Below are 25879 nucleotides of genomic sequence, written 5' to 3'. Positions count from 1 at the left end.
TGATGGCTTGGGTTGGGAAATTCGGCTTCATTCTTCTACTCGGCGGCCTTATGACGGCCTGCCTGCAGAAACCGCCGGCGGAGCTCGTCGTCATGACCGGCGACGGCATCGCGCCGGGCGGATCCGCCCGCTCCAGGGTGGCGGTCAACATTCCGACCGTCTCGGCGCCGGAATATCTCGATACCTACGACGTGCTGATCAGGACGTCGGAGTTCAGCCTCAAGGCGGCGCCGAACGCGAAATGGGCGGAGAAGCCGTCGGCCGCGCTCACCCGCCTCATCCGCGCGCGCGCCGCGGCGGCGGGCTTCGCCACCGTCGACCGGGCCGACTACGACGTGCTCGTCGATGTCGACCGCTTCGAGCCGACATCCGGCGGAACCGTCGTCCTGTCCGCACGCTGGCGGGTGGTCGATGCCAACGACCGCGAGACCGTGGTCGCGCGTGGCGGGGACACGATCTACCAGCCGGTCGCGCAAGGCCCCAACGGCAATATCGCGGCCATGGAAGTGGCCGGCCAGGAGCTGGCGCGCCGCGTCGTGAGCTCCATTCCCAGGCGCGCCCGCCGCTCCAGCTAGGCGAACCCCGCGGTCGCGGCCGCGTTTTCACGATGCGCGGACAGACCCCCCGTCGGGCTCTGGCCATGGCGGGCGGGCACCGCTATCCTTGGGGCAGGAACCGATCATCCGGCACCTGCCGGTCTTCAAGGCTTCAGGAACAATCCACAGGGGAGGTTTCAAGACAATGCGGCATCTGTTCGTTTCAGCCGTGGCAGGCCTCGCGGCGCTCGGTACGGTCGCGCTGGCCGATACCGGACCCGCCCAGGCTCAGGACGCCAAGCAGCTGCGCTGGGCAACCTCGTCGACCGGCTCGTCGGGCCATCGCGCGCTCGTGGCGCTGTCGACGATGCTCAACGACAAGTTCGACGGCTATGACATCACCGTCCTGCCGACACCGGGCGCGGCGGCCAGCCTGCGCGGCTTCGCCGCCGGCCAGTTCGACGGCTATTACGGCGCCGATGTGGCCTTCCACGAGATCGAGGACGACACCGGGCGCTATGTCGGCTTCAAGGAGCAGGTCGACGAGCCACTCGTCCAGTCCTTCTGGGCCTATACGCTCGAGGTGGGTCTCGGCGTCCGCGCCGACGACGCCGGGGAGTACAAGGGCTGGAGCGACCTGTCGGGCAAGCCGGTCTTCACGGGCCCGGCGCCGTGGGACACGCGCGCAGCACTCGAGCGCGCCATGAAGGTGGCCGGCGTCGAGCATGAGTATATCGAGCTCGACAAGGGCCTGGCCGGGTCCGCCCTGCAGGAGGGCACCATCGACGGCTTCATCGTCTACACGGCCGGCCAGCGCACACCGTCGCCCTGGGTCACCGAGGCGATGCTCGCCACGGACGTCTCCGTGCTCAACCCGAACGAGGAGGAGCTTAAGAAGCTGAAGGACGCCGGCATCGCGGTCGTCGATGTCGACAAGGGCGCCTTCGACAGCGATATCGGCGTCGACACCGCCAAGCTCGTGCCCTTCTTCTACGGCTTCCATGTCGGGCTCAACGTGCCGGAGGACGACGTCTACCGGATGCTGAACACGATCAAGGACAATGCCGCCGAGCTCGCCGAGGCCGACGCGGCCTTCTCGCAGATCGCCGACAATATGGTCGAGATGCAGGTGCGCGGCATCGAGGCGGCCGGCACGGCCGCGCTGATCCATCCGGGCCTTGCACGCTTCCTGCGCGAGAACGATGCCTGGAACGAGGAGTGGAACGATCGCATCGCGCAGTAGGGCACGGGCGTTGTTCCCCATGACATGATCCAGCGATCGGGCCGCTTCCGGATGTGACGGGAGCGGCCCGGATGCGTTCTGGCCACCCGATATCGAGGACCGGATGACGGAAACCGCCACCACCGACGGCACAGAGGTCCCGGCCACGCCGCTCGCCCGCCGGCTGCAGCTTGTCGCCACGATCGCCTTCTATGCCGTCTCGATCGCCTATTTCGCCTATCTGTTCCGCTACTACATGACCGGTGCGGGCGGCCCCTCGCTGCTGGCGGTGACGGCGGTGCCCATGAGCATGGTGATCGTGGTGCTGGAGGATCTGCGCTCCGGCCGGTTCTATCCGCGCCTCGGCACGGTGGGTCCGCATCTCGTCGCGCTCGCCTATATCGCGTTTTGCGCCTATGCCGCCTACTACCTCGTGTCGGAATTCGACAATATCCGCATCTACCGGATCGGGGTGTGGAACGCCCACGACCTCGCGGTCGGCGGCCTCATGGCGGCGCTGGTGCTGGAATATACGCGCCGGCGCTACTTCATCCTCTTCGTGCTCAATGTCGCGCTCATCCTCTATACCGTCTACGGCTACGTGGTGCCCGGGCTCTTCAACCATCCCGGCATGCCGTGGACGCGCGTCCTGAGCGCAGTCAGCGTGGAGATGTCGACCGGCATCTTCGAGCGGCTGTCGCAGCTCGCCCTCACGCTCGTCGGCTCCTTCATCCTGGTGCTCGCCGCGCTCAGGGCCTTCGGTTGCATCGAGTCGATCCTCACCGGCTCCTCGCATATCGCCAAGCGCTCGCCGCGCCTCCTGCCGCAGGCCGCCGTGGTCGGCTCCTTCGGCGTCGCGGCGGTGAGCGGGTCGGGCGCGGCCAATGCGGCGACCACCGGCTCCGCCACCATCCCCGTTCTGGTCAAGGCGGGTTTCCCGCGCGCGACCGCCGCGGCGGTGGAAACGGCCTCCTCGCTCGGCGGCCAGCTCATGCCGCCGCTGATGGGCATCGCCGCCTTCCTCATGGCGGAATATCTCGGCCAGAGCTATTTCGAGGTCGTCGCGCGCGGCTTCGCGCCCGCCATCATCTATTTCGTCGGCGTCGCCTTCGCGGTCTACCTGCTCGCCACCAAATACCATCGCCGCGCGGTAGTGCCCGATGTCGAGCCGATGACGCTCGCCGACAAGCTCAACATTGTCGCCTATCTGCTCTCCGTCGTCGGGCTCATCTACTACATGGGCGTCGCGCGGCGGCCGGCCATGGCCTCGGCCCACTCCGTCTTCATGATCCTGCTGGCGATCCTCACCGTGATGTTCCTCGCCCGGATGGCATGGCAGCGCGAATTCAGCCTGAAGAAGCTCGTGCGGCCGTTCCTCGACCTGGTGGAATCCTTCGCCACGATCACCGCGGGCCTCACGATCCTGCTGGCCACCCTCGGCATCCTGACGGCGACCTTCACCATTACCGGCGTGCCCACCAAGGTCGGCGTTCTGCTCATGGAGGGCGCGGGGATCAACATGCTCGCCATGGCGCTGGTCGCCTTCGGTTTCGGCTATCTGGTCGGCATGGGGCTTCCCGTCTCGCCGACCTACATCGTGACCGCCGTCGTCATCGCCCCGTTCATGATCCGCGCAGGGCTCGACCCCTGGGTCGTCCATTTCTTCGCCTTCTTCGTGGCGGTGTTCGGCGAGCTCTCGCCGCCGACATCGGTCGTGGCGGCGGTCACATCGCGTATCGCCAACGCGTCCTTCATGCGCACCATGTTCTCCGCCCTCATCCTGTGCATGCCGCTCATGGTGATGATGGCCGCCATCTTCACCCGCCCCGATCTGGTGACGGTGCCCGGATGGAGCCAGCTTCCCGCCTTCCTTCTCGTGCTGACCGGCACGGTGGGCCTGAGCCTCGCCTTCCAGGCGCATCTCCACGAGAACCGGCCGGCGGACATCGCCCTGCGCACGGCGCTCGCGAGCCTGTGCGGTGTGGTGATCTTCTATCCGGACTACCGGATCGCCGGCATTGTCGCGGTCGCAGTCGCCGGCCTCGTCGCCTGGGGCCTCCATCGCTTCCACCGCATCGTGCCTGGCCTGGAGGAGGTGCCGGAGGGGAAGTGATGTCTGCGAAACCTGGAGGCGATTGCATTCGGCTTGACGCACATCCGCGTCAAACTCACTGCAATTCGCCCCGGGCTGCCGCCTTCGCGGGAGCGAGCGGAGGAGAAAACGAGACTTTTATGCCCTCCTAACCGCTCATGCCCGCGCAGGCGGGCATCCGGGAATGCCCCGGGAGAGCGACGAACAGCGGCGACATTGACAGATACGTGCATCTCGTGCACCTTGCCGCCATCATGACGATCACGGTTGACATCGCCCTTCGACTTCTTAGCCCGACCTCCTGAGGGAGGCGGGGTTCGCGTTTGCGTCGTTCAAGGGTCTGTCAACGGGCAGTAGCAGTCATGAGCAGTCATCCGGTATCCAGTCAGGTTTTGTGCCGCGCCGTCATGCGCGAGGCTCGTGCGCCAGCGGGCGCGCTTGCGCGACTTCGCCGCGGTCGCCGGGACTGACGGCTGCCCGGCGGCCGTAGCTTTGCCGTATTCATCCCGGGGTCGCCGACCCCGAAGCCCGAATGCCAAGCAAGACGCGAAAGTCGCAAAGACCGATGTTGACCAATCCAGAGACCAAGTACCGACCGTTCACCCCGCCGGTGGACCTGCCCGACCGCACCTGGCCGTCCAAGCGTATCGAAGCCGCACCGCACTGGTGCTCGGTCGATCTGCGCGACGGCAACCAGGCGCTGATCGATCCCATGACGGTGGAGAAGAAGCTGCGCTTCTTCAACCTGCTCCTGAAGACCGGCTTCAAGGAGATCGAGGTCGGCTTCCCCTCCGCCTCCCAGACCGATTTCGACTTCGTCCGCCAGCTCATCGACGAGAAGCTCATCCCGTCGGATGTGAGCGTCCAGGTGCTCACCCAGTCGCGCGAGGACCTCATCACGCGGACCTTCGAGGCGGTCGACGGCGCCGGCAAGGCCATCGTCCATCTCTACAACGCCACCTCGCCCGTCTTCCGCCGCGTCGTCTTCGGCATGGAGAAGGCCGATATCGTGTCGCTCGCGGTGAAGGGCGCGCGCCAGATGGCAGAGGAGAGCGCGAAGCGGCCGCAGACGGAGTGGACCTTCGAATACTCGCCGGAGACCTTCTCCTTCACCGAGCCGGAGTTCGCGCTGGAGATCTGCGAGGCGGTGCTCGATGTCTGGCAGCCGACGCCGGAGCATCCGGTGATCCTGAACCTGCCCGCGACCGTCGAGGGCGCAACGCCGAATATCTATGCCGACCAGATCGAGTGGTTCTGCCGCAATCTCGCCCGGCGCGATTCGGTCATCATCAGCGTCCATCCGCACAATGACCGCGGCACCGGCATCGCGGCCGCCGAGCTCGCCGTCATGGCCGGCGCCGACCGCGTGGAGGGCTGCCTGTTCGGCAATGGCGAGCGCACCGGCAATGTCGATCTGGTGACGCTGGCGCTCAATCTCTATTCGCAGGGCATCGCGCCGGGCCTCGACTTCTCCGACATGCGCGACGTCGTCTCGACGGTGGAATACTGCAACCAGATCCCCGTCCATCCGCGCCACCCCTATGCCGGCGATCTCGTCTTCACCGCGTTCTCCGGCTCGCATCAGGATGCGATCAACAAGGGGTTCGCGGCGCGCGAGAAGCGCAACGACGATATATGGGACGTGCCCTATCTGCCGCTCGACCCGGCCGATCTCGGGCGCTCCTACGAGGCGGTCATCCGCGTGAACAGCCAGTCCGGCAAGGGCGGCGTCGCCTGGATCCTCCAGCAGGACAAGGGGCTGAAGCTGCCGCGCCGCCTGCAGGTCGACTTCAGCCGCAAGGTGCAGTCGATCACCGACGAGACCAGCAAGGAGCTCACCGCGGAAGGCATCTGGAACGCGTTCCAGACGACCTACTGCCTCGACGAACCCCAGCGCTTCTCGCTGATCGACTATTCCGATTCCGGCGCCCGCAAGCCCGGCCATGCCCGGCTCTTCAAGGGCCGGATCCGCGTCGACGGCGAGGAGCGGACGATCTCCGGCAGCGGCAACGGCCTCATCTCGGGCGCGCTCGCCGCTCTGCGGGAGAATTTCGGGCTCGATCTCGAGGTCGTGGACTATCACGAGCACGCCCTGCGCCAGGGCACCGACGCGCAGGCTGCCGCCTATGTGGAATGCCGTACGAGCGACGGCCACACCGTCTTCGGCGTCGGCATCGACGCGGATGTGGCGACCGCGTCCGTCAAGGCCGTGCTCAACGCCGCGAATGTGGTCAGCCGGGGCGACTGATCCCTGCCTGACCGGGTCCGCCCGGCATCCCGGACGCCACCCCCGCGGCTGTCCGGAATGCCGGGCCCGTTTCCGGCCGGCGCACGACGCGCGACCATGCGCTCATGCTCCGTCTGTTCAGCCGAAGCTCGTTTTCCTTCGTCTTATCCGGGCTCGATCCGCGTGCCCAAGAGAGGCTGCCGCGAGCCCGCAATTCCGGGCAGAATCCGCTGGTCGGGATGGGGCCGTTATGCAAAACTGGCCGTCCGATTATACGGCGAAGGGGGCCGGGAACCGAGGAGAACGCTTATGCGTATGAAAACTATTGCGGCTTTGGGCATCGTTATGGCCATGGCGGGCACGCTTGCGGCATGCGGCACGACGCCTGGCGAACGGGCCCTGACGGGCGGCGCGCTCGGCGCGGGCACCGCTGCCGGCATTACCGCTGCGGCCGGAGGCAACCCGGTCATCGGCGCGCTGGCCGGCGCGGCCGGCGGTGCGATCATCGGCGCGGCGACGACGCCGAGCGGACAGACGAGCGATCATGTGCGCTGGTGCGCCGAGCGCTATCGCTCCTACGATCCGCGCACCGACACCTATATGGGCTATGACGGCTATCGTCACCGCTGCAACAGCCCGTACTGACGCTTGAGCGCGGGGGCCGGTCCGCCGCCGCCCCCGTCGCGCAACCGGCATGAATTGACATGACGCGTCGTCATGGCATTGATGGATCATGGTCCATGACGACGCAGACCCCGCGCGCAAATACAAGCCGCGCATAGAGGCGGAGCTCGCCGGCCTGGAGGCCGAAAGCGAGGCGGGATCCGCCGACCGCCAGCCGGTCGCGCTCGATCAGCAGAGCGTCGGCCGGCTTTCGCGTATGGATGCCATGCAGGTCCAGGCGATGGCGATGGCTGCCGAGCGGCGCCGGCAGGCCCGCATCCACAAGCTGCGCAAGGCCCTGTCGCGAATCGCCGACGGCGAGTACGGCTATTGCGAGACCTGCGGCGAGGCCATCGCGGCCGGCCGTCTCGATGTCGACCCGACGGCGGCACAATGCATCCACTGCACACGTCTCAACGAGCGCTGAGCGCGCAAAGCCGGCAGGAAGGCGGCTCCCCATGGCAAAGATCCTGATGCTGTTCCTCGCCGGCCTCGCCGTGATCCAGATCATCAAGCCGTTGGGCTGGCCGGGGCTCAGATACCGGCGCGATGCCTGGAAACTCGCCCTGTTCGGCCTCGCGGTCCTGGTCGTCACCATCTCGCTTCGCCCGGACTGAGCCGGCCTCGCCGGCAGTCCGAAAGACCCAAGCGGCCCCATATCGGCGCGGCATTGCCGCACACCCGTGGAGCAGGCGCTGCAAGAGTGTTAAGATTTCACACTAAATTAAGCATCTGACGTGATCGTTGCAGATCGTCGGGGGATGAGAGGACTGCCTGTCCCAAGAGGGCGGGCGGCAAAACGAACAGGATGTCCGGCACTGGACGATGCGCCCCCGCGCATCGGGCCGGGCGAGATGTTTCCGGTTCAGGGGCCATGGCAATCAGGCGGATTCTTCGCAGGCAATGCACAACCGGCGCCAGGGCGATCGTCCTGGCGGGACTGTCGCTGATGCTGGCGGGCCCGGCGCCGGCCATGACCGCCGCTCCGGCCGATCTGAGGGGCGAGGCCGACCCCGCCGCCATGGCCGGGCGATGGGAATACACGCCCGAGGAGGCGCAGGTGGAGGCCGTCAGGGCGGCGCTCGACACCCGCCTGACACGGGCCCGCGACCTCGCCACGACGGCCCGCGACCCTGTCGTCGACACGCTGATCGACTGGGTCGGCGTGCTCAATTCCACGGGCTCCGATGCGCTGCCCGCCATCTCGCGCTTCGTGGACACCAAGGGGTACTGGCCGCGCACCGACGCGCTGCTCCGGCGGATGGAGAGCATTCTCTATTTCGCCCGCAAGCCGCCGGAGGAGGTGATCGCCCATTTCGCCGCCTACCCGCCGATCGCGGCCACGGGGCGGATCGCGCTGGCTCGCGCCTACGAGGCGACCGGCGAGCATGCACGCGCCCGCGCGCAGATCGTGACGGTGTGGCGCCATGCCCGGCTCGACGCGGATATCGAGAAGGCCGTTCTGGAGTCGTTCTCCGACACGCTGACCGAGGAGGACCAGGCGGCCCGCCTCTCCAACCGCCTCTATGCGCGCGACAAGGCCGGCGCGCTGAGACAGGCCAAACGCCTGCCGGAGGACGAGGTCGCGTTCGCCCGCGCGGTGCTGGCACTTGCCGGCGGGGCGGACCAAGGCCTCAAACTCCATGAAGCCCTGCCGGAGACGATGAAGACACGCTCCATCGCCCGATATGCGCTGACGCGCTATTACCGGCTGAAGGACGACTATCCGAAGGCGCGCGAGATCGCGCTCGCCACGCAGACCATGGGCGAGAGCGCGGAAGGTCTGGACGTCTGGTGGGACGAGCGCCGCGTATTGCTGCGCGACGCGCTCAAGCGTTCGAACAGGGAGGCCTGGCAGGACGCCTACGAGCTGGCGCGCGCCCATGGCCATTCGGACGGGCTGTCCTTCGTGCAGGGCGAGTTCCTCGCGGGCTGGATCGCCCTCAGATTCCTCCATCAGCCGCGCCGCGCGCTCGGCCATTTCCTCACGCTGCGCGCCGGCGACGACGTGCCGCTCAATGTGGCGCAGGCCGAATACTGGCTGGGACGCGCCTATGCGAGCCTCGACCTGCTCCATATCGCACGCAAGCATTTCCGCGCCGCGGGCCGGCTGAGCGGCACCTTCTACGGCCAACTCGCGCGCCAGCGCCTGGGTCTCGATCCCGTGCCCGCCTCGCTGGCCTGCGACCGCCCGGTGCCGCAAAGCGTGCTCGACCGCGTCCACCGCGACGAGCTCGTGCATGCCGCGCTCCTCATCGACCGGGCCGGCGGCGGCAAGCATCTGCGCAGCTTCCTGCTCGCCGCCGCGGACCGCCTGCAGACGAGCGTGGAGCGCGCGGCGGCCACCATGATCGCCATGGAGATGACGCACCCCCATGTCGCACTGCGCGTCGCCAAGGCCTCCGCGCATACGCCGATGGATGTGCGCGGGCTCGCCTATCCCGTGACCGAGCTCGACTACGAGGTGCTCACTCCGCCAACCGAAGAGGCGCTGATCTACAGCGTCATCCGCCAGGAGAGCGAGTTCAACCCGACCGCCGTCAGCCATGCCGGCGCACGCGGCCTGATGCAGATCATGCCCAATACGGCGAAGAGCCTGTCGCGCATCTACAAGAAGCGCTACAGCTCCTCCCGGCTCGTGTCGGACCCGGTCTACAACGTGACGCTCGGCGCGGCCCTGCTGCACGAGCTCGTCGCGGGGTTCGACGGCTCCTATCCGATGGCGCTCGCCGGCTACAATGCGGGGCCCGGGCGGGTGCGCGAATGGCTGAAGGACTATGGCGATCCCCGCCGAAGCGAGATCGCGCTCGTCGACTGGATCGAGGCCATTCCCTATAACGAGACGCGCAACTACGTGAAGCGCGTCATGGAGAACCTCCATGTCTACCGGGCACGCCTCGGCATCACGCAGGAGAACACGCGCGAGGCAAGCCTCGGCGGAACGCTCCACACCGCGACGAGCTGCACCGCACCCGGGCGTCAATACGCCTTCAACTGACCGCCCCCGTGACGGCGGCGGCGCGGCGCCTTATCCTCTTACCGCATGACGACCAAGCAGCTCCTGATCGTGGCCCATGTGCCCTCGCCGAACACGCAATCCCTGTGCGACGCGGTGGTGCGCGGCGCCTCGCACGAGGATATCGAGACGGTCGAGCTCACGGTGCGCACGCCGTTCGAGGCGGGTCCCGCCGACGTGCAGGCGGCCGATGCCGTCATCCTCGGGACGACGGAGAATCTCGGCTATATGAGCGGCGCGCTGAAGGACTTCTTCGACCGCTGCTACTATCCCTGCCTGGAGAAGACGCAGGGGCTTCCCTACGCACTCTATATCCGCGCCGGCCATGACGGCACGGGCACGCGCCGGGCGGTGGAGACCATCGTCACGGGGCTCCGCTGGAAGGCGGTCCGCGACCCGCTCGTCTGCCGCGGCGAGTTCCGCGAGGAATTCATCGGGCAATGCGAGGAACTCGGCCTCTATGTCGCCGCCAGCCTCGATGCGGGCGTGATCTGAGGCCGCCGTCCCTCACGTATCGGCCCTGCGCCCCGCGCCTCACTCGGTGACGAGCGCGACGGCGAAGCCGTCATAGCCCTTGGAGCCGACCGTCTGGATGGCCGTCGCCGTCACGCGCGGCTCGGCCGCCATCAGCGCATTGAGCTCGCGCACGCCGCGGACGCTGATATCGCTGCTGTCGGGATCGGCTACCGCGCCGGCCCGCACCACATTGTCCACGACGATCACGGTGCCCGGCCGCGAAAGCCGGAGCGCCCAGGCGAAATAGTCCGGATTGCTGGGCTTGTCGGCATCGATGAAGACGAAATCGAACGGTCCCGCGCCCTCCTCCTCCAGGACGGGCAGCGTATCGAGCGCGCGGCCGAGGCTGAGGTCGACGATGCCCGCAAGGCCCGCATGGGCGATGTTGGCCCGGGCGACCTCGGCATGTTTCGGCTCCGATTCGAGCGTGATGAGCCGGCCGCCGCGCGGCAGGGCCCGGGCGAGCCAGATCGTGCTGTAGCCGCCGAGCGTACCAATCTCCAGAATGTTCCGCGCGCCCTGCATCCGCGCCATGAGCTGCAGGAGCTTGCCCTGGTTGGCGGACACGGAGATGGCGGGAAGGCCGGCTTCCTCGCTCGCCCGCAACGCCGCGTCCAGCGCGGGGTCGGGGTGTACGAGCGTATCGGTGATGTAGCGGTCGACGGCTGTCCACTCCGCCTCGGCTATGGGCTCTCTCCCTTCACTCCATATGCAGTGGCTGCCCGAGATCGCCCTGCCCGGCGCGGCCCTTGCGGGACCGGCCCGCCGCGCCCGGATCGAGCGCCGCGGCGATGACGGCGCGAGTATAGTCCTCACGCGGGCGGTCGAAAATCTCCTCCACGCCTCCCTCCTCCACAATGTGGCCGGCCCGCATGACGATCACGTGGTCGGCCATGGCCCGCACCACGGCGAGGTCGTGGCTGATGAAGATATAGGACAGGCCGTGCGTCTCCTGCAGCCCGCGCAGGAGCGTGACGACGCGCTTCTGGACAGAGCGGTCGAGGGCGGAGGTCGGCTCGTCGAGCACCACGAGGCTGGGGTTCAGGATCATGGCGCGGGCGATGGCGATCCGCTGGCGCTGGCCGCCGGAGAACTCATGCGGGTAGCGGTTGCGCATGGCGGGGTCGAGCTCGACATCCTCCAGCGCCTGCGCCGCGCGCGCCGCCCGCTCCCTCGCGCCAAGCGAGGGCTCGTGGACGAGCAGCCCCTCCGTGACGATCTCGCCTACCGTCATGCGCGGGCTGAGCGAGCCGAACGGATCCTGGAAGACCACCTGCATCTCGCGGCGCAGGGGACGCATGCCCTTCCGGTCGAGCCCCTGTATGTCGCGGCCGGCATAGACGATCCGGCCCTGGGACGGCACAAGCCTGAGCAGCGCGCGGCCGAGCGTCGACTTGCCGGAGCCCGACTCGCCCACCACGCCGATGGTCTGGCCCTGGCGCAGCATGACCCCGATACCGTCAACCGCCCTGACCTGCATTGCCGATCCGCCAAGCAGCCCGCCGCCGAGGGTGTAGGTGACGCGGATATTCTCGCCCGACAGCAGGATCGGCGCTCCGGCGGGCGGCGGCGCCTTGCGGCCCTCCGGCTCCGCGGCGAGCAGCATCTTCGTGTATTTCTCGCGCGGGGCCTCGAAGATGCGGCGCGTCCCGCCCTCTTCCACCACCCGGCCCCCGGACATCACATAGACCCGGTCGGCAAAGCCGCGCACGATGCCGAGATCGTGGGTGATGAACACGATGGACATGCCGAGCCGGTCCTGGAGATCGGCGAGCAGCGCCAGGATTTCCGCCTGTATGGTCACGTCGAGCGCCGTGGTCGGCTCGTCGGCGATCAGGATGTCGGGCTCGTTGGCGAGCGCCATGGCGATCATCACGCGCTGTCGCTGGCCGCCGGAAAGCTCGTGGGGATAGGACCGCACCATGCGCCCGGGATCCGGCAGGCGCACCAGCTCCAGCAGCTCCAGTACGCGCGCCCGGGCCGCGCCGCGCGACATGCGCCCGTGATGGACGAGCGGCTCGGCGACCTGCCGGCCGATGGGGTAGAGCGGGTCGAGCGAGGTCATCGGCTCCTGGAAGATCATGGAGAGCCGTGTGCCGCGATAACGGTTGAGCGCGCGCTGGGACAGTCCCAGAAGCTCCGTGCCGCGAAAGGCGACGGAGCCCGACACCCGCCCGTTGGCCGCGAGAAGCCCCATGGCGGCGAGCATGATCTGGCTCTTGCCGGAACCCGATTCCCCGACGACCGCGACCGTCTCGCCCTCGCCGACATCGAGATCGACCGATCTCACCGCATGGACTTCGCCATCGGCGGTGTCGAAGCGGACATCGAGCCCGCGAATGGCGAGGACGCTGTCCTGCATTCCTCAATCCCCTCGCAGACTGCGGAGTTGGCCTGTGGCTGGCTCACACCCCCTCTCCCGGCGCCTTCGGCGCCCCCCTCTCCCGCGAGGGGAGAGGGCTTCCGATCCGAGCCGCATCCATATCCCCTCTCCCCTCGCGGGAGAGGGAGGGGCCCATCGCGCAAGCGATGGGAGGGTGAGGGGGACGCCGGTTGGCGTTTCCGGCGGCGGGATTGCGACCATCGCCATATCACCGGTCCTTCGGGTCGAGCGCGTCGCGCAGGCCGTCGCCGAGGAAGTTCAGCGCGAACAGCGTGACGGTGAGGAAGACGGACGGGTAGATGAGCAGCCAGGGTGCGCCGCGTATGGCGCGCGAGCCCTCCGAGATCAGCACGCCCCAGCTCGTCATGGGCTCCTGGACGCCGAGCCCGAGGAAGCTCAGGAAGCTCTCCAGCAGGATGACCTTCGGAACGAGCAGCGTGACATAGACGATCACCGGTCCGAGCACATTGGGCACGATATGGCGCCTGAGTATGCCGCCCGTGCCGACGCCCAGCGCCTCCGCCGCCTCGACGAATTCCTGGCGGCGGAGCATCATGGTCTGTCCGCGCACGATGCGCGCCATGTCGAGCCACTCGATGGCGCCGACGGCGATGAACATCAAGATGAAGTTGCGCCCGAAGAACACCACCAGCAGAATGACGAAGAACATGAAGGGCAGCGAGTAGAGCACGTCGACGATGCGCATCATCACGCTATCCACCCGCCCGCCGAAATAGCCCGCGACCGCACCGTAGGTCACCCCGATCACGAGCGCGACGATGCTGGCGAGAAGGCCGATGGCGAGCGAGACGCGCCCGGCGATCAGCGTGCGGGTCATGAGATCGCGGCCGTTGGCGTCGGTGCCGAAGAGGAAATATTCGCGCTCCACATTGGCGGTGAGCGTCATGGAGCGGCCGTCCGGTCCCGTCCCGGCCACCTCCGCGCCGGAGAGCAGGTCCGAGCGGTCGAGATAGCGGGTGATGCGCGGGTCGATCTCGCGCGACGAGGTGACCGCGACCGTCACGGTGCCGCCATCGAGCTCGACCGTATCGACCTCGACGCGGGCGCGCCTCAGCGCCTCCTCCACCGCCGGCACGATGGCGTCGGCACGCGGATAGGGCTCGAGGCTCGCCGGCACCTTCACATAGTCCTGGTAGACCGTGGCGTAGCCGTGCGGCGAGAGCCACGGCCCCACGATGCAGGCGAGCGTGACGAGGGCGAGCACCGCGATGCTCGCCACCGCCGCGCGGTTCCTCTTGAGCCGGAGCCAGGCATAGCCCCACAGCGAGCGCCCGCTCGCCGCGCCCGGCGCCGCCGCCGTCTCGTCTGCCATGTCCGGAACGGTCGTCATGGCCCTGTCCTCATCCGTAGCGCACGCGCGGGTCGAGCGCGGCATAGATCAGGTCGACGAGGAGGTTGAACACGATCACGAAGACCGCAATCACGACCACCGTGCCCATGACCAGCGTATAGTCGCGGTTGAGCGCACCCTGCACGAAATAGCGCCCGATTCCCGGAATGCCGAAGATCGTCTCGATCACGACCGAGCCGGTGAGCAGCGCCGCCGCGGCCGGCCCCATATAGGAGACGACCGGCAGGACCGCGCCGCGGAAGGCATGGACGAAGACGATCACCCGGGCGGGCAGGCCGTTGGCGCGCGCGGTGCGGATGTGGTGGGAGCGCATGGCCTCGATCATCGATCCGCGGGTCAGCCGGGCGATGATCGCCACCTGCGGCAGGGCGAGCGAGACGATGGGCAGGATCTTGTTGGCGAGCGCCCCGCCGCCCCAGCCGCCCGCCGGCAGCCAGCCGAGCCAGAGGGCGAAGAGCAGGGTCAGGAGCGGTGCCACGACGAAGTTCGGCACCGTGATGCCGAAGGCGGCGAGCGTCATGACCGAATAATCGCCCGGCCGGTTCTGGCGCAGCGCCGCGAAGGTGCCGAGCCCCGTGCCGACGAGGAAGGCGAGCAGGAGCGCGGAGCCGCCGAGCTCGACCGACACCGGCAGCCCCTGCATGAAGAGTTCGCCGACGGTGAAGTCGCGATAGATGAAGCTCGGGCCGAGATCGCCCTGCACGAGGCCTTCCAGATAATAGGCATATTGCCGCCAGACCGGCTCGTCGAGGTGATAGGCGGCCTCCAGATTGGCGCGCACCTTGGCCTCGAGCGGCCGCTCCCGGTCGAACGGGCCGCCCGGCGCGACGCGGATCAGGAAGAAGGCGATCGTGACGATGACGAAGAGCGTCACGATCGCCCCGGCAAGCCGGCGCATCACATAGTGCACCATCGCCACGGACCTCTCTGTTCCGTTAGCCGCGCACGCCCGCTCACTCCTCGATGGACATCCAGCGGCTCGGGTGGATGTTGAGGATATTGTCCTTCCAGCCCTTCAGCCGGTCGGAGACGAGGTTCAGCGAGCCGTAATAGAGCATCGCGATATAGGGCTCCTCCCGGTTGAAGATCGCCTCGGCCTCATGCAGGTATTCGCTGCGCTTGTCGGGGTCGGTCTCGGCCGCCGCCTTGCGCATCAGCGCGTCGAACTCCGCATTGGAATAGCTGGCGTAATTGAAGCCCGGATTGTTGCTTTCCAGCAGGAACAGGAAGTTCTGCGGGTCCGCATAGTCGCCGATCCAGCCCGCACGCGCGACGTCGTAATCGCCCTTGTCGCGCAGCAGCGCGTAGTGGGTCGCGACATCGGTGTTCACGAGCGAGACCTCCACGCCGAGCGGCTTCCACATATCGGCGATGGCGAGCGCCGTCTTCTTGTGGTTCTCCGACGTGTTGTAGCGGATCTCGACCTTCAGCGGATTGTCGGGCCCGAATCCCGCCTCCTTCAGAAGGGCTGCCGCCTCGTCCTCGCGGTCGAGGATGGAGTCGTCCTTGTAGTCGACATAGGACGGCTCGCCATAGCCCGGAATGCCCGGCGGCACGAGGCTGTAGCCGGGAAGCATGGTGCCGCCCCAGATCTCCTCGGCGATGAACTCCCGATCGATCGCCATGGAGAGCGCGCGGCGCACGCGCGGATCGTCGAAGGGCGTCTTGTCGGTCTTGATCGTGTAGTAGTAGGTGCCGAGATAGGGCGCGACGCGGAACTCGTCGCCGAGATTCTCGCGCATCCACTTCACCTGGTCGACCGGCGCGTCGTTGTTGGAGTCGAGCTCGCCGGCGGTGAACCGCCTCAACGCCGCGGCGCGATCCTCGGTCGGATAGAAGATCACCTTGTCGATCGCGACGTTCTCCGCATCGTGATAGTTCGGGTTCTTCGCCAGCGTCACCTGCGCGTTCGGCACCGCGTCCTTCAGCATGAAAGGTCCGTTGGAGACCATGTTGCCGGGCTTCACGAAATCGGTGCCGTGCTCCTTGACCGCCGGGGGATAGACCGGCAGCCCGGTCTGGTGGCCGAGCAGGTCGATGAAATAGGGCGTCGGCGCCTCCAGCGCGATCTCCAGCGTCCTGTCGTCGACCGCCGTCACGCCGAGCTCGGAGGGCTCGAGCTTGCCGGTATTGATCTTCTCCGCATTCTTGATGGGATAGAGGATGGTCGCGTATTTCGCGCCCGTCTCCGGCGTCATGATCCGGCGCAGCGAGAAGACGAAGTCCTCCGCCGTCACCGGCTCGCCATTCGACCACCTGGCATCGTCGCGAAGATGGAAGGTGTAGACCGTGCCATCCTCCGACATGTCCCAGCTTTCGGCCACCCCGGGAATAATCTCTCCGGCGGCGTTGTAGGCCACGAGCCCCTCATAGAGATCGCGCAGGATATTGGCCTCGTAGATGGTGGAGGTCTTGTGCTGGTCGAGCGTTTCGGGATCGCCCGTATTGCCGCGGTGGTAGACCATCTCCGCCGAAAGCGCACCCGGCAGGGCAAGCGTCATCGCCGCGGCGAGAAACGCGCCGCAGAACCATCGTACCGGTGTCATGGCTATCTCCCTCTTGGTCGTGTGTTGTCATTGCCCGGTCTGCCTGTCGGCCAGAGTAACGCCGAAAGGGTCGCGCGACAATATATTGTCTTTTTAAATCAAGGAGATAGAGGAACAAAACCCATTCGCGGACAGGTCGTCCCGCCCGCGCCATGGGGGCGATTGCGGCGGGCATTTCCGGCCCGCCGCAATCGGCTCATGCCATGGAGTCTAGCAGCCCCGGCCGGTGGAGGCCAAGGGCTGCGTCAGGCCGCGCTCTTCAGCGCACCGAGGCCGTGGCGGGCGATCTCCACCCAATAGGCGGCACCGAGCGTGAGGATGTCGTCGTTGAAGTCGTAGGAGGGCGAATGGAGCAGCTTGCCGCCCTCCGTGCTGCCCGCGCCGAGCCAGATATAGCAGCCCGGCTTCTCCTTCAGCATGAAGGCGAAGTCCTCGCTCGCCATGGAAGCCGGCAGCGTGTCGCTCACATGCTCGGCGCCGACCAGCGCGCGGGCGGCCTCGAGGCTCGTCTCCGTTTCCTCCGCGCTGTTGACGGTCGGCGGATAGGTGCGCCGGTAGTCGAGCGCGACCTCGATGCCGAAGGCGGTCGCCACGCCCCGGCAGATCTCGCCCATGCGGGCCTCCACCAGATCCTGGGCCTGAGGCGTGAAATGCCGCGTGCAGCCACGCAGCACCACCTCCGGCGGCAGCACGTTCCAGGCGTCGCCGCCATGGATCTGGGTCACGCTGACGACGGCGGTGTCCTGCGGGTCGATGGAGCGCGAGACGATGCTCTGGAGCTGGGTGGCGAGATGGCTGGCGGCCAGCAGCATGTCGCGGCCGAGATGCGGCATGGCGGCATGCGCGCCCTGGCCCGTGAGCTTGATCTCGAAGATGTCGTAGGCGGCCATCTGCGGGCCGACGCGCGCTGCGAAGGCACCCGTCTCGAGCCCCGGCCAATTGTGGAGACCGTAGACCGCGTCGCAGGGGAAGCGTTCGAAGAGGCCGTCGCGGATCATCCTGTCCGCACCCGCATAGCCTTCCTCGGCCGGCTGGAAGATGAACCGCACCGTGCCGTCTTCCGGCCTGGCCTGCTCCGCGAAATACTTCGCGGCGGCGAGCAGCATGGTCATGTGCCCGTCATGGCCGCAGGCATGCATCTTGCCGGGCTTGGTGGAGGCGTAGGCGAGGTTCGTCTGCTCATCGATGGGCAGCGCGTCCATATCGGCGCGCAACCCCACGACCGGCCCGTTGCCCGAGCCCCATGTCGCCACGACGCCGGTACCGCCAAGCCCGCGGTCGACCTCGTAGCCGAAGCTCTGAAGCTTGTCCGCCAGGAAATCCGCCGTCCAGTGCTCCTCGAAGGCGAGCTCGGGATTGCGGTGCAGCTCGTGGCGCCAGTCGACGAGCTCGTCGCGGTGAGCGTCGAAATAGGTCTTTGCGTTGGTCTCGGTCATGGTTTGCTCGTTCCTATACTTCCGGATCCGTCTCGGCACGCTTGCGGCTTTCGGCGATGACAGCGTGCACCTGGGCCTCCGCCGTTCCCAGATATTGGGAATAGTCCATGAGCCCCTCAAGCTCCTCGGCCGCGATCACGCCCTGAAGGGCGGGGTGGCCCAGCACGGCCTCGCGGAACGGACGCCCGGTCTCGGCGGCCTCCATGGTCGCCTCGTGGAGGACGTGATGGGCCGTCTGCTTGCCGAGCCGGGTGCCCAGATGGAACATCACCGCCTCCGACATGATGGCCCCGCCCAGCATGTCGAGATTGGCGGCGATCCGCGCCTCGTCGACATCGAGGCCCTCCACGACCGCGATCATGTGGGCGAGCGCCTTGTGCAGCATGAGCGAGCTTTCGGGGAGGGAATGCCAGTCGAGCCGCCAGACGCGGGTGTCGCGTTCATGCTCGACGATCATGCCCTGAAGGCCGAGCAGCGTGTTGTTCATGACCACCTTCACCATGGCGCCGGTGAACTCCGAGCGCACGGCATTGCGCTTGTGCGGCATGGTGGTGGAGCCGACCATGGTCTTCGGCGTCGGCTCGTGCAGTTCGGAGACCTCGGTGCGCGAGAGCTCGAACACCTCGTTGGCGATGCGCCCGAGCGTGCCGGCGACGATGCCGAGCACCGTCTGGTATTCCGCCATGCCGTCGCGGGCATTGGCCCAGCAGGTCGGCGGCACGAACAGCCCGTAATGCGCCGCGAAACGCTTCGTCGTCTCCTCCGCGGCCGCACCGAAGCTCGCCTGCGTGCCGACACCGCCATGGAGCATGACGAAGAAGGCGCGGCTCGGGATATCCTTCATGCGCTCGATGTCGCGGCGCAGCTCCGCCGCCCAGCCGGCGATCTTCATGCCCAGGGTCATGGGCAGGCCGTGCTGGCCATGGGTGCGCCCCACCATAGGGGTCGCGGCATGCCGCTCGGCGAGCGCAAGGCAGGCCGCCTCCAGCCGCTTCAGGTCGCGCACCAGGATCGCCCAGGCGTCGCGCATCTCCAGCACCGCGCCGGTGTCCTGGATGTCCTGCGTGGTCGGCCCGTAATGGATCCATTCGCCATGCGGCTTCTCGCAGGCACGCTCCAGCCCGTTGAGAAGCGCCATCAGCGTGTGGCCGGTCGAGCCGAGGTCCTCGCGCATACGGTCTTCGTCGATGCACGCGAAGCGGGCCTTGGCGCGGATCTCGCGCGCGGCCTCCTCGGGCACGATGCCGAGCCCGGCCTGGATCTCGGCCAGCGTCGCCTCGATATCGAGCCAGCGCTCGAAGCGCGCGCGGTCGTCGAACACCGCCCGCATTTCCGGCGTGCCCCAGCTGTCCTTGTAGAATTCGTGATCGATGATGTGGGCCATTTGAGGGGTCTTCGAGCCTCCTTGTTATTGCTCCGACGAGATGGATTCAGGGTCCGGACCTCGCCAATAAACTCTTGCGTCATCCCGGCACTCGTTGCCGGGATCCAATGACGATGCAGCAGAGCGACCCGTCAAGCCGACCATGGTCATCATTACCCTCGCCACGCCTCCGTCATTCCCGCGAAAGCGGGAATCCACGCGGCGGCGGCAAGATGGATCCCCGCTTGCGCGGGGATGACGAATAGAATGCGAGGTTCTATGCAGTCGGACAGCCCAATGGGTCCCGGGAACAAGTCCCGGGACGACATCGGTGGTTTTGGCTGCCGTTCAAGCAACATATCAATGCGTGCCTCGTCAGGCGGTGCGCGGCCGGCGCGCGCGCAGACGGCTGAGCGTCGGGCCGACCATGAACAATGCGGCCACGGCGAGCAGCCCCAGACTGATCGGGTGGCCGACGGGATCGATGAAGACGAACCAGTCGCCATTGGAGATGGTGAGGGAGTTGATGAGGGAATCCTCGATCCGCTGGCCGAGGATGATGGCGAGGATGGCGGGCGCGAGCGGAATGTTGACCTTGTGCATGGCATAACCCGCCGTGCCGGCGACGAGCGCGACCCAGATGTTGAACATGCTGTTGCCGTCCGCATAGGCGCCGGTGAGGCACAGAAGCGCGATAGCCCCGGCCATGGCCTCCTTGGAGATGGAGAACACCAGGCGCGTCAGCGTCTTGACCATCAGATAGGCGACGGGCCCCATGACGATATTGGCGATCAGGAAGCCCACAATGATCATCCAGGCGATGTCCTTGTGCTGGATGAACAGAAGCGGCCCCGGCACCATGCCCTGGATGGCGAGCGCGGCGATGAACAGCGCCGACACCGAATTGCCCGGAATGCCGAGCGACAGCAATGGCACCATGGAGCTCGCCACGACCGCATTGTTGGCCGCTTCCGGCGCGGCCACGCCCTCCGGCGCACCGCGCCCCCAGTCCGGCGCCCCGTCGCGGCCCTCATAGCGGGCGCGGTAGCGACGCGCGGCCTGATCGTAGGAGAGATAGATGGCCATCAGCGCGCCGGCCCCCGGGATGACGCCGATGACGTTGCCGATGGCGGCGCTCTTCGCCCAGGTCGGCACCATGCGGCGGACGAGCTCGCGCGGCAGCTTCAGCGAGCCGATGACGGGCAGGCCTTCCGTGCCGCCGCCGGCGCGGCGCTCGCGCGCGATCTCGTCGAGAAGCTCGAAGACCGCCGTCATGCCGAACAGGCCGACGAGCAGCGGCACGAAGGGCACGCCCTCGATGAGATTGGCCTCGCCGAAGGTGAAGCGCGGAAAGCCCGTCTCCAGGCTGAAGCCGATGGTCGCGACCAGCAGGCCCAGCGCCGCGGAGACGAGGCCCTTGACCACATTGCCCGACAGCATGCCCACCACGCTCGCCATGCCGAGCACGCCGAGCGCGAAGTTCTCCACATAGCCGAAGCGCAGGGCGAACTGGGCGAGCAGCGGTGCGAAGAACACGAGCACGACGGCGCTCGCGATGCCGCCGACGACGGAGGATGTGATGGACAGCGACAGGGCGGTCCCCGCCTCTCCCCGCCTTGCCATCGCGTTGCCGTCGATGCCGGTGAGCATGGCCGACGCCGTTCCCGGCACACGCACCATGATCGCCGGGATCGCCCCGCCGATGGCCGTCGCGCAATAGACCCCGACCATCAGGGCGAGTGCATGCTCGGCCCCCATGGAGAAGGAGAAGGGGATGAAGACGGCGAAGGCGATATTGTCGTTGAGGCCCGGAATGGAGCCGATGACGAGGCCGGCCACCACGCCGACCATGAGCATGAGAAGGGTGGTGGGCTCGAACAGCGTCGCGAAACCGATGGCGAGAATGTCCACGGGCATGTCCCCTGTTGTCAGCCCAGCAGGGCCTTGACCGGCTCCAGCAGGGGAAGCGGCGTGTTGAACAGGATGCCGAAGAGCACGAAGACGGCGGCGGCCGTTCCAAGCCCGTAGGCCGCGATCCGCAGCGGATCGCGCACGCCGGCGATCGCGGCGAGCGCGCTGGCGGCCAGGACGCTCGGAACGAGATAGCCCGCCCCGGCGGACAAGGCCCACGCCCACAGCGCCAGGACGACGCCGCCGGGCAGGGCGGCCGTGGCGATGGCATGTGGCGAACCGATGGCGCTGTTGTCGCGGCCCGGTGCGATCAGCACGCGCAGGGCGATGACGGCGCCGAATCCGGCGAGCGCGACGGCGAGCGAGAAGGGATAGGCCCAGGAGCGTTCATCGAAGCCATAGGCCTCTTTCGCCGCCCAGGCGCCGCCCGCGGCAAGGATCAGTCCCAGCCAAAAATCGGGCCGCAAGCGTCCGGACGCACCCTGCATGGCTTTCTCTCCCTCTCTCGCCCGTCCTGTGCACCCCCTCACCCGGCGCGCTTGGCGGCGCCACCCTCTCCCGCAAAGGAAGAGGGTTCGCCTGCCGATCCGCTTGCCTTTCCCTCTCCCCTCGCGAGAGAGGGAGGAGCCCATCGCGTAACGCGATGGGAGGGTGATGGGGTGATGCCCCCTACTCTACTCCTTGCCGAAGCCCTGCTCCTTGATGATCTTGCCGGTGAGCGTGGCGTAGCTGTCGATGATCTTCTTGAAGCCTGCCGCGTCGCGATAGGCGAGCGGATAGCCGGCGTCGGTTATCTTCTCGATATAGCCCTCGTCCTCGCTCACCTGCTGGAGGAGATCGGCGAGATAGGCCACCGCCTCGTCCGGCGTTCCCTTCGGCACGCCCCAGCCGCGGAAGGTCGTCCAGGCCTCGACGCCGAGACCGGCCTCATCCCAGGTCGGCACGTCCGGCAGGGCCTCCATGCGGTCATCGAGCGCGACGGCGAGAATGCGGATGGAGCCCGCATCGGCATGCTGCTTGGCCTCGCCATAGGGCCACAGCGCGGCGTCCACATGGCCGCCCAGCACCGCCTGGAGCTGGTCGCCGAAGCCGCGTGTATTGACGTAGTTGAAGGTCAGCCCGGAGCCGTTCTCGATGGCGAGCCCCGCCATGTGATGAGAGGTGCCAATGCCGGAATTGACGATGTTGAGCTTGCGCTCCTTGGCCGCGGCGATGAAGTCCTCGATGGTCTTGAACGGCGAGCCGGCGGGAACCGCGATCACCTCCGGGTCGAGCGTGTAGAGCGCGACCGGCGTGAAGTCGGAGACCTTGTAGCTCGCGCCCTTGAGCTCGGGATTGGTGACGACCGAGCTCGTCATGGCGAGCACCGTGTAGCCGTCGGGCGTGGCGTTGGCCGCGTAGGTCTGGCCGACGACGCCGCTGCCGCCGTCGCGGTTCTCCACCTTCAGCTCCACGCCGTCCATGTAGCCCTTGGAAGCCTCCGCGATGATGCGCGAGGTGGTGTCGACCGCGCCGCCCGGCTTGAACGGCACGATGATGGTGATGTCCTTCGTCGGGTAGTCCGCCGCATGCGCCGCGCCGGCGATGGTGAGTGCGGCAACCCCGGCGACCATGGTTTTCCAGATAGACATATCGACCGATATCCTCCCGTGTCTGTCGATCAGATAATGGGTTCCCAGTACCAGTAGCGGTACCGGAAAAGCCACCCCTCGCTGCGATAAAGCCGGATGGCGGGCGTGTTTTCCTCGAACACCTGGAGCCAGAGGCCGGACAATCCCTGCGCCCTGGCCCAGCCATGAAGGCCCTCCATGATCCGGCGCGAGATCCCCTGCCCGCGGGCTTGCGGGTGAACGATCATGTTGAGCAGGCCGGCGCGCTGCCCGGTGCGCACCAGCATGGCCGCGCCCCGGGGCTCGCCGTCATCTCCGGCCCATACGAACCGGTGGGCCGGTGCCGAGAGCCGGTCCTGGATCGCGCGGAAGGCCGCCTCGTTGCCGGGTTTCACGCCGCCCGCCGCGGTCAGGACCGAGACCCAGCGCTCCAGCGGCACCTCCTTGAGCGCACCGGGCGCCGGCGGCCCCGCATGGTCGCCGAGCGGCCGCTCCAGGACGAGGCAGGGCCGGAAGCGCCGCCAGCCTTGCGCGGCGAGCGCGAATTCGAAATCCGGCCACAGCGCGGGAACGCGCACGAGACTGTCCTGGGACCGTTCCGCGTAAAAGGCGGAAACGTTCCGGAGACGGTCTCCGAGGCTTGCCATATCGGGATTGTGCACGGTGGCGGAATCGACGCGCCGGTTGAGCCCGCCGGACGCCCGGAAGAACCAGCCGTCGCGCTCGACCTCCTCGAGCGCGGGAAAGGCGGTCAGCCCCTCCCGGTCGAGCGCCACCGAATATGCGGCATCACCGGGCGCCATCGCCGACCCCGGCCATGAGCTCTCCTGCCTCATGGGGCATCCAGAACCATCTCGCGGCCTCCGCCTCCTCGTCCAGAACGACGCGCTCCGGCGCCGGCCCCGTCATATGCGCCGCATCGTGCGCGGCGGCAAGGCAGGTTTCATAATCCGGAGCGCGTTCCCGGCCCGCCGCCACCTCATCCCCGCCGCGCCAGGCGGCGCACAGATCAGCAAACTCCAGCGTCGCCGGGGGCTTGCCCGCGCTGTGCATCCACACCCCCGTCGCCGGATCGGGCCGGTAGGACGCCAGGAACCGCGCCCCGTGGCGCGCGACGAACAGCACGGCGCGGACAATGTAGTCGGCCTCCGCCTCGTCCAGGAAGAAGTTGAAGCCGAGCCGGGCCCAGCCGGGGCGGAACAGGCCGAGACCGCGCCCGACAAGCGCCTCGTGCCGCCGGGCATCCTCGCATGCGAGCCCCAGCAGATCGTGCGCATAGGGCCCGGCGCAGGAGCACCCGCCGCGCGCCTGGATGCCGAAGAGGTCGTTGAGCAGCGCCACCACGAAATTGTGGTGCAGGCACTTCCCCCCGACCCGGATGTTGAAGGAGAAGATCGCGAGCCGGTCGGCATCCTCCGGCCCGAGAAGCGCGATGGCCGGCTCGCCACCCCAGGCCTCCAGGGCGCGGCGGACGAAGAGCGCCTCGCGCTCCGCGATCGCCTCCGTGCCGACATCCTGCTTGAGCTGGAAGACGAGGCCCGCCCGGATGCTTTCCACGATGCCCGGCGTGCCCGCCTCCTCCCGCCGCTCGGGATCGCGGACATAGCAATGGCTGTCGGCGGTGACGTAGCTCACCGTGCCGCCGCCGGAGACCGCCGGCACGCTGTTTGCGAAGAGCGCGCGGTCGGCGACCAAGATGCCGGGCGTGCCGGGGCCGCCGACGAATTTGTGCGGCGAGATCACCGCCGCGTCCTTGTGGTCGCCGGCGCCGGGGGCGCTCTCGACCATGCGGATGGGCATGTAGGGCCCGCCCGCAGCATAGTCGCAGACCACGATACCGCCATGGGCGTGCATGGCCCGCGCAATGGCGTCGAGGTCGGTCCTGATGCCGGTCACGTTCGAGGCGGCGGAGAACGCGCCCACCTTGAGCGGCCGGTCGGCATGGGCGGCGAGCGCCTCCTCCAGTGCCGACAGGCAGGGCCGGCCATCCGCGCCGAGCGGAATGCGCACGACCCGGGCAATGGATTCCCGCCAGGGCAGCTCGTTGGAATGATGCTCGTAGGGGCCGACGAAGACCACGGGCCTGTCGCGCTCCGGCACCGCGGCGCGCAGGCCCTCCGGCGCCTTGAGCCCCAGCACCTGCACCAGCCGGTCGACCGCGCCGGTCGCGCCGGAGCCGGCGAAGATCACCGCATGGCGCCCGTCCGCGCCGACGCCGCGGCGCACCGCCTCGCGCGCGCCCTCGCGCAGCCGGGTGGACTGCCGGCCGGTATAGGAGGTCTCCGTATGGGTGTTGGCGTAATAGGGCAGGACGCGCTCGGCAATCGCCGTCTCGAGAAAGGCGAGCGACCGGCCCGATGCGGTGTAGTCGGCATAGACGAGGGGTTTCGCGCCGAAGGGGCCGGGCACCGCCGCGCCGGCACCGAGAAGGCCGTCGCGGATGCGGGCGAGAAGCGCGTCAGTGCTCGTCGAGCGGCAGGGCCGTTGCGTATTTGATCTCTTCCATTGAGAAGCTTGAGGTGACATCGCTCAGGTCCACCGCCTCGATCAGCCTTTTGTAGAACCGGTCGTACGACGCGATATCGCGCGTGACGACGCGCAGCAGATAGTCGTATTCGCCGGCGAGACGGTTGACCTCCACCACCTCCGGGAATGCGGAGACGGTGCGCGAGAACTGCTCCAGCCAGTCGGCCGTATGATGGGCCGTCCGGATCAGCACGAAGACCGACAGGCCGAGCCCCAGCTTCTGGGGATCGAGCAAGGCGACCCGCGCGCGGATATATCCCTCCCGCTCGAGGCGCTGGAGCCGACGCCAGCATGGCGTCGTGGTCAGCCCCACACGCTCGGCTAACTGCGCGACGGAAAGGCTAGCATCCTCTTGCATTATGGCAAGAAGTTTTTTATCAATGTCATCTAGTAGCATAAATATTCCAATATCATCCAAATAAAGAGAATGTCAACCCAATATGGCGCGGCAAAGGGCGGA

Annotated in this window: 22 protein-coding genes; 9 read left to right on the top strand and 13 right to left on the bottom strand. The window is 67.6% G+C overall.

Going from position 1 to position 25879, the window contains the following annotated elements; genetic code table 11:
* Nucleotides 1–2: 2 nt before the first annotated feature.
* The 9 genes from HW532_RS14575 (at nt 3) to HW532_RS14535 (ending at nt 10251) form a co-directional block, all read left to right on the top strand.
* Nucleotides 3–575, top strand: a complete 573-nt coding sequence (locus HW532_RS14575; RefSeq protein WP_213161159.1) for a PqiC family protein — start codon at nt 3–5, stop codon at nt 573–575.
* Nucleotides 576–741: 166 nt separating this feature from the next.
* On the top strand, nt 742–1779 hold the full coding sequence (locus tag HW532_RS14570; protein ID WP_213161158.1) for a TAXI family TRAP transporter solute-binding subunit: 1038 nt from the start codon (nt 742–744) through the stop codon (nt 1777–1779).
* A 103-nt stretch (nt 1780–1882) separates the two neighbouring features.
* Complete coding sequence (locus HW532_RS14565) at nt 1883–3871, top strand: TRAP transporter permease (RefSeq protein WP_213161157.1); 1989 nt, start codon at nt 1883–1885, stop codon at nt 3869–3871.
* A gap of 544 nt (nt 3872–4415) precedes the next feature.
* On the top strand, nt 4416–6098 hold the full coding sequence (gene leuA / locus HW532_RS14560; RefSeq protein WP_213161156.1) for a 2-isopropylmalate synthase: 1683 nt from the start codon (nt 4416–4418) through the stop codon (nt 6096–6098).
* A 294-nt stretch (nt 6099–6392) separates the two neighbouring features.
* The gene (locus HW532_RS14555; protein ID WP_213161155.1) at nt 6393–6722 is read left to right on the top strand and encodes a BA14K family protein; all 330 of its coding nucleotides are present in this window, start codon (nt 6393–6395) and stop codon (nt 6720–6722) included.
* Between the two features lie 88 nt (nt 6723–6810).
* A complete protein-coding gene (locus HW532_RS14550; RefSeq protein WP_213161154.1) occupies nt 6811–7167 on the top strand; it encodes a TraR/DksA family transcriptional regulator in 357 nt (118 codons plus the stop codon).
* Nucleotides 7168–7198: 31 nt separating this feature from the next.
* Nucleotides 7199–7357, top strand: a complete 159-nt coding sequence (locus HW532_RS14545) for a hypothetical protein (RefSeq protein ID WP_213161153.1) — start codon at nt 7199–7201, stop codon at nt 7355–7357.
* Between the two features lie 257 nt (nt 7358–7614).
* A complete protein-coding gene (locus HW532_RS14540) occupies nt 7615–9738 on the top strand; it encodes a lytic transglycosylase domain-containing protein (RefSeq protein ID WP_213161152.1) in 2124 nt (707 codons plus the stop codon).
* Nucleotides 9739–9783: 45 nt separating this feature from the next.
* The gene (locus tag HW532_RS14535) at nt 9784–10251 is read left to right on the top strand and encodes a flavodoxin family protein (protein ID WP_213161151.1); all 468 of its coding nucleotides are present in this window, start codon (nt 9784–9786) and stop codon (nt 10249–10251) included.
* Nucleotides 10252–10290: 39 nt separating this feature from the next.
* Here the strand turns inward: HW532_RS14535 and HW532_RS14530 are convergent, their stop codons facing one another.
* The 13 genes from HW532_RS14530 to HW532_RS14470 all read right to left on the bottom strand — a co-directional run bounded on the left by HW532_RS14530 (nt 10291) and on the right by HW532_RS14470 (nt 25816).
* Nucleotides 10291–10959: an O-methyltransferase gene (locus HW532_RS14530; protein ID WP_213164592.1), complete on the bottom strand. Its 669-nt coding sequence runs from the start codon at nt 10957–10959 to the stop codon at nt 10291–10293.
* 13 nt (nt 10960–10972) lie between these two features.
* Nucleotides 10973–12634, bottom strand: a complete 1662-nt coding sequence (locus HW532_RS14525; protein ID WP_213161150.1) for an ABC transporter ATP-binding protein — start codon at nt 12632–12634, stop codon at nt 10973–10975.
* A 229-nt stretch (nt 12635–12863) separates the two neighbouring features.
* Complete coding sequence (locus tag HW532_RS14520) at nt 12864–14006, bottom strand: ABC transporter permease subunit (protein ID WP_246479117.1); 1143 nt, start codon at nt 14004–14006, stop codon at nt 12864–12866.
* A gap of 10 nt (nt 14007–14016) precedes the next feature.
* On the bottom strand, nt 14017–14940 hold the full coding sequence (gene oppB / locus HW532_RS14515; RefSeq protein ID WP_213164590.1) for an oligopeptide ABC transporter permease OppB: 924 nt from the start codon (nt 14938–14940) through the stop codon (nt 14017–14019).
* 40 nt (nt 14941–14980) lie between these two features.
* On the bottom strand, nt 14981–16573 hold the full coding sequence (locus tag HW532_RS14510; RefSeq protein WP_213161149.1) for a peptide ABC transporter substrate-binding protein: 1593 nt from the start codon (nt 16571–16573) through the stop codon (nt 14981–14983).
* Between the two features lie 245 nt (nt 16574–16818).
* The gene (locus HW532_RS14505) at nt 16819–18009 is read right to left on the bottom strand and encodes a M20 aminoacylase family protein (RefSeq protein WP_213161148.1); all 1191 of its coding nucleotides are present in this window, start codon (nt 18007–18009) and stop codon (nt 16819–16821) included.
* Between the two features lie 13 nt (nt 18010–18022).
* Entirely contained in the window at nt 18023–19393 is a 1371-nt protein-coding gene (locus HW532_RS14500) for a class-II fumarase/aspartase family protein (protein WP_213161147.1), read from the bottom strand.
* Nucleotides 19394–19747: 354 nt separating this feature from the next.
* A complete protein-coding gene (locus HW532_RS14495; protein ID WP_213161146.1) occupies nt 19748–21283 on the bottom strand; it encodes a tripartite tricarboxylate transporter permease in 1536 nt (511 codons plus the stop codon).
* Nucleotides 21284–21300: 17 nt separating this feature from the next.
* A complete protein-coding gene (locus HW532_RS14490) occupies nt 21301–21771 on the bottom strand; it encodes a tripartite tricarboxylate transporter TctB family protein (protein ID WP_213161145.1) in 471 nt (156 codons plus the stop codon).
* 186 nt (nt 21772–21957) lie between these two features.
* Nucleotides 21958–22914, bottom strand: coding sequence for a Bug family tripartite tricarboxylate transporter substrate binding protein (locus tag HW532_RS14485; protein ID WP_213161144.1), 957 nt, complete (start codon nt 22912–22914; stop codon nt 21958–21960).
* A gap of 29 nt (nt 22915–22943) precedes the next feature.
* Nucleotides 22944–23696, bottom strand: coding sequence for a GNAT family N-acetyltransferase (locus tag HW532_RS14480; RefSeq protein ID WP_213161143.1), 753 nt, complete (start codon nt 23694–23696; stop codon nt 22944–22946).
* Nucleotides 23683–25419, bottom strand: coding sequence for an aminotransferase class V-fold PLP-dependent enzyme (locus HW532_RS14475; RefSeq protein WP_213161142.1), 1737 nt, complete (start codon nt 25417–25419; stop codon nt 23683–23685). Before HW532_RS14475 ends, HW532_RS14480 begins: the two co-directional genes overlap by 14 nt.
* A complete protein-coding gene (locus tag HW532_RS14470) occupies nt 25352–25816 on the bottom strand; it encodes an Lrp/AsnC family transcriptional regulator (protein ID WP_213161141.1) in 465 nt (154 codons plus the stop codon). Before HW532_RS14470 ends, HW532_RS14475 begins: the two co-directional genes overlap by 68 nt.
* Nucleotides 25817–25879 lie beyond the last annotated feature (63 nt).

Source organism: Kaustia mangrovi (genome assembly GCF_015482775.1).
GTDB classification, from domain to species: domain Bacteria; phylum Pseudomonadota; class Alphaproteobacteria; order Rhizobiales; family Im1; genus Kaustia; species Kaustia mangrovi.
The sequence above is the reverse complement of the archived record's forward strand: the minus strand, read 5'-3'. Positions and strand labels throughout refer to the sequence as shown.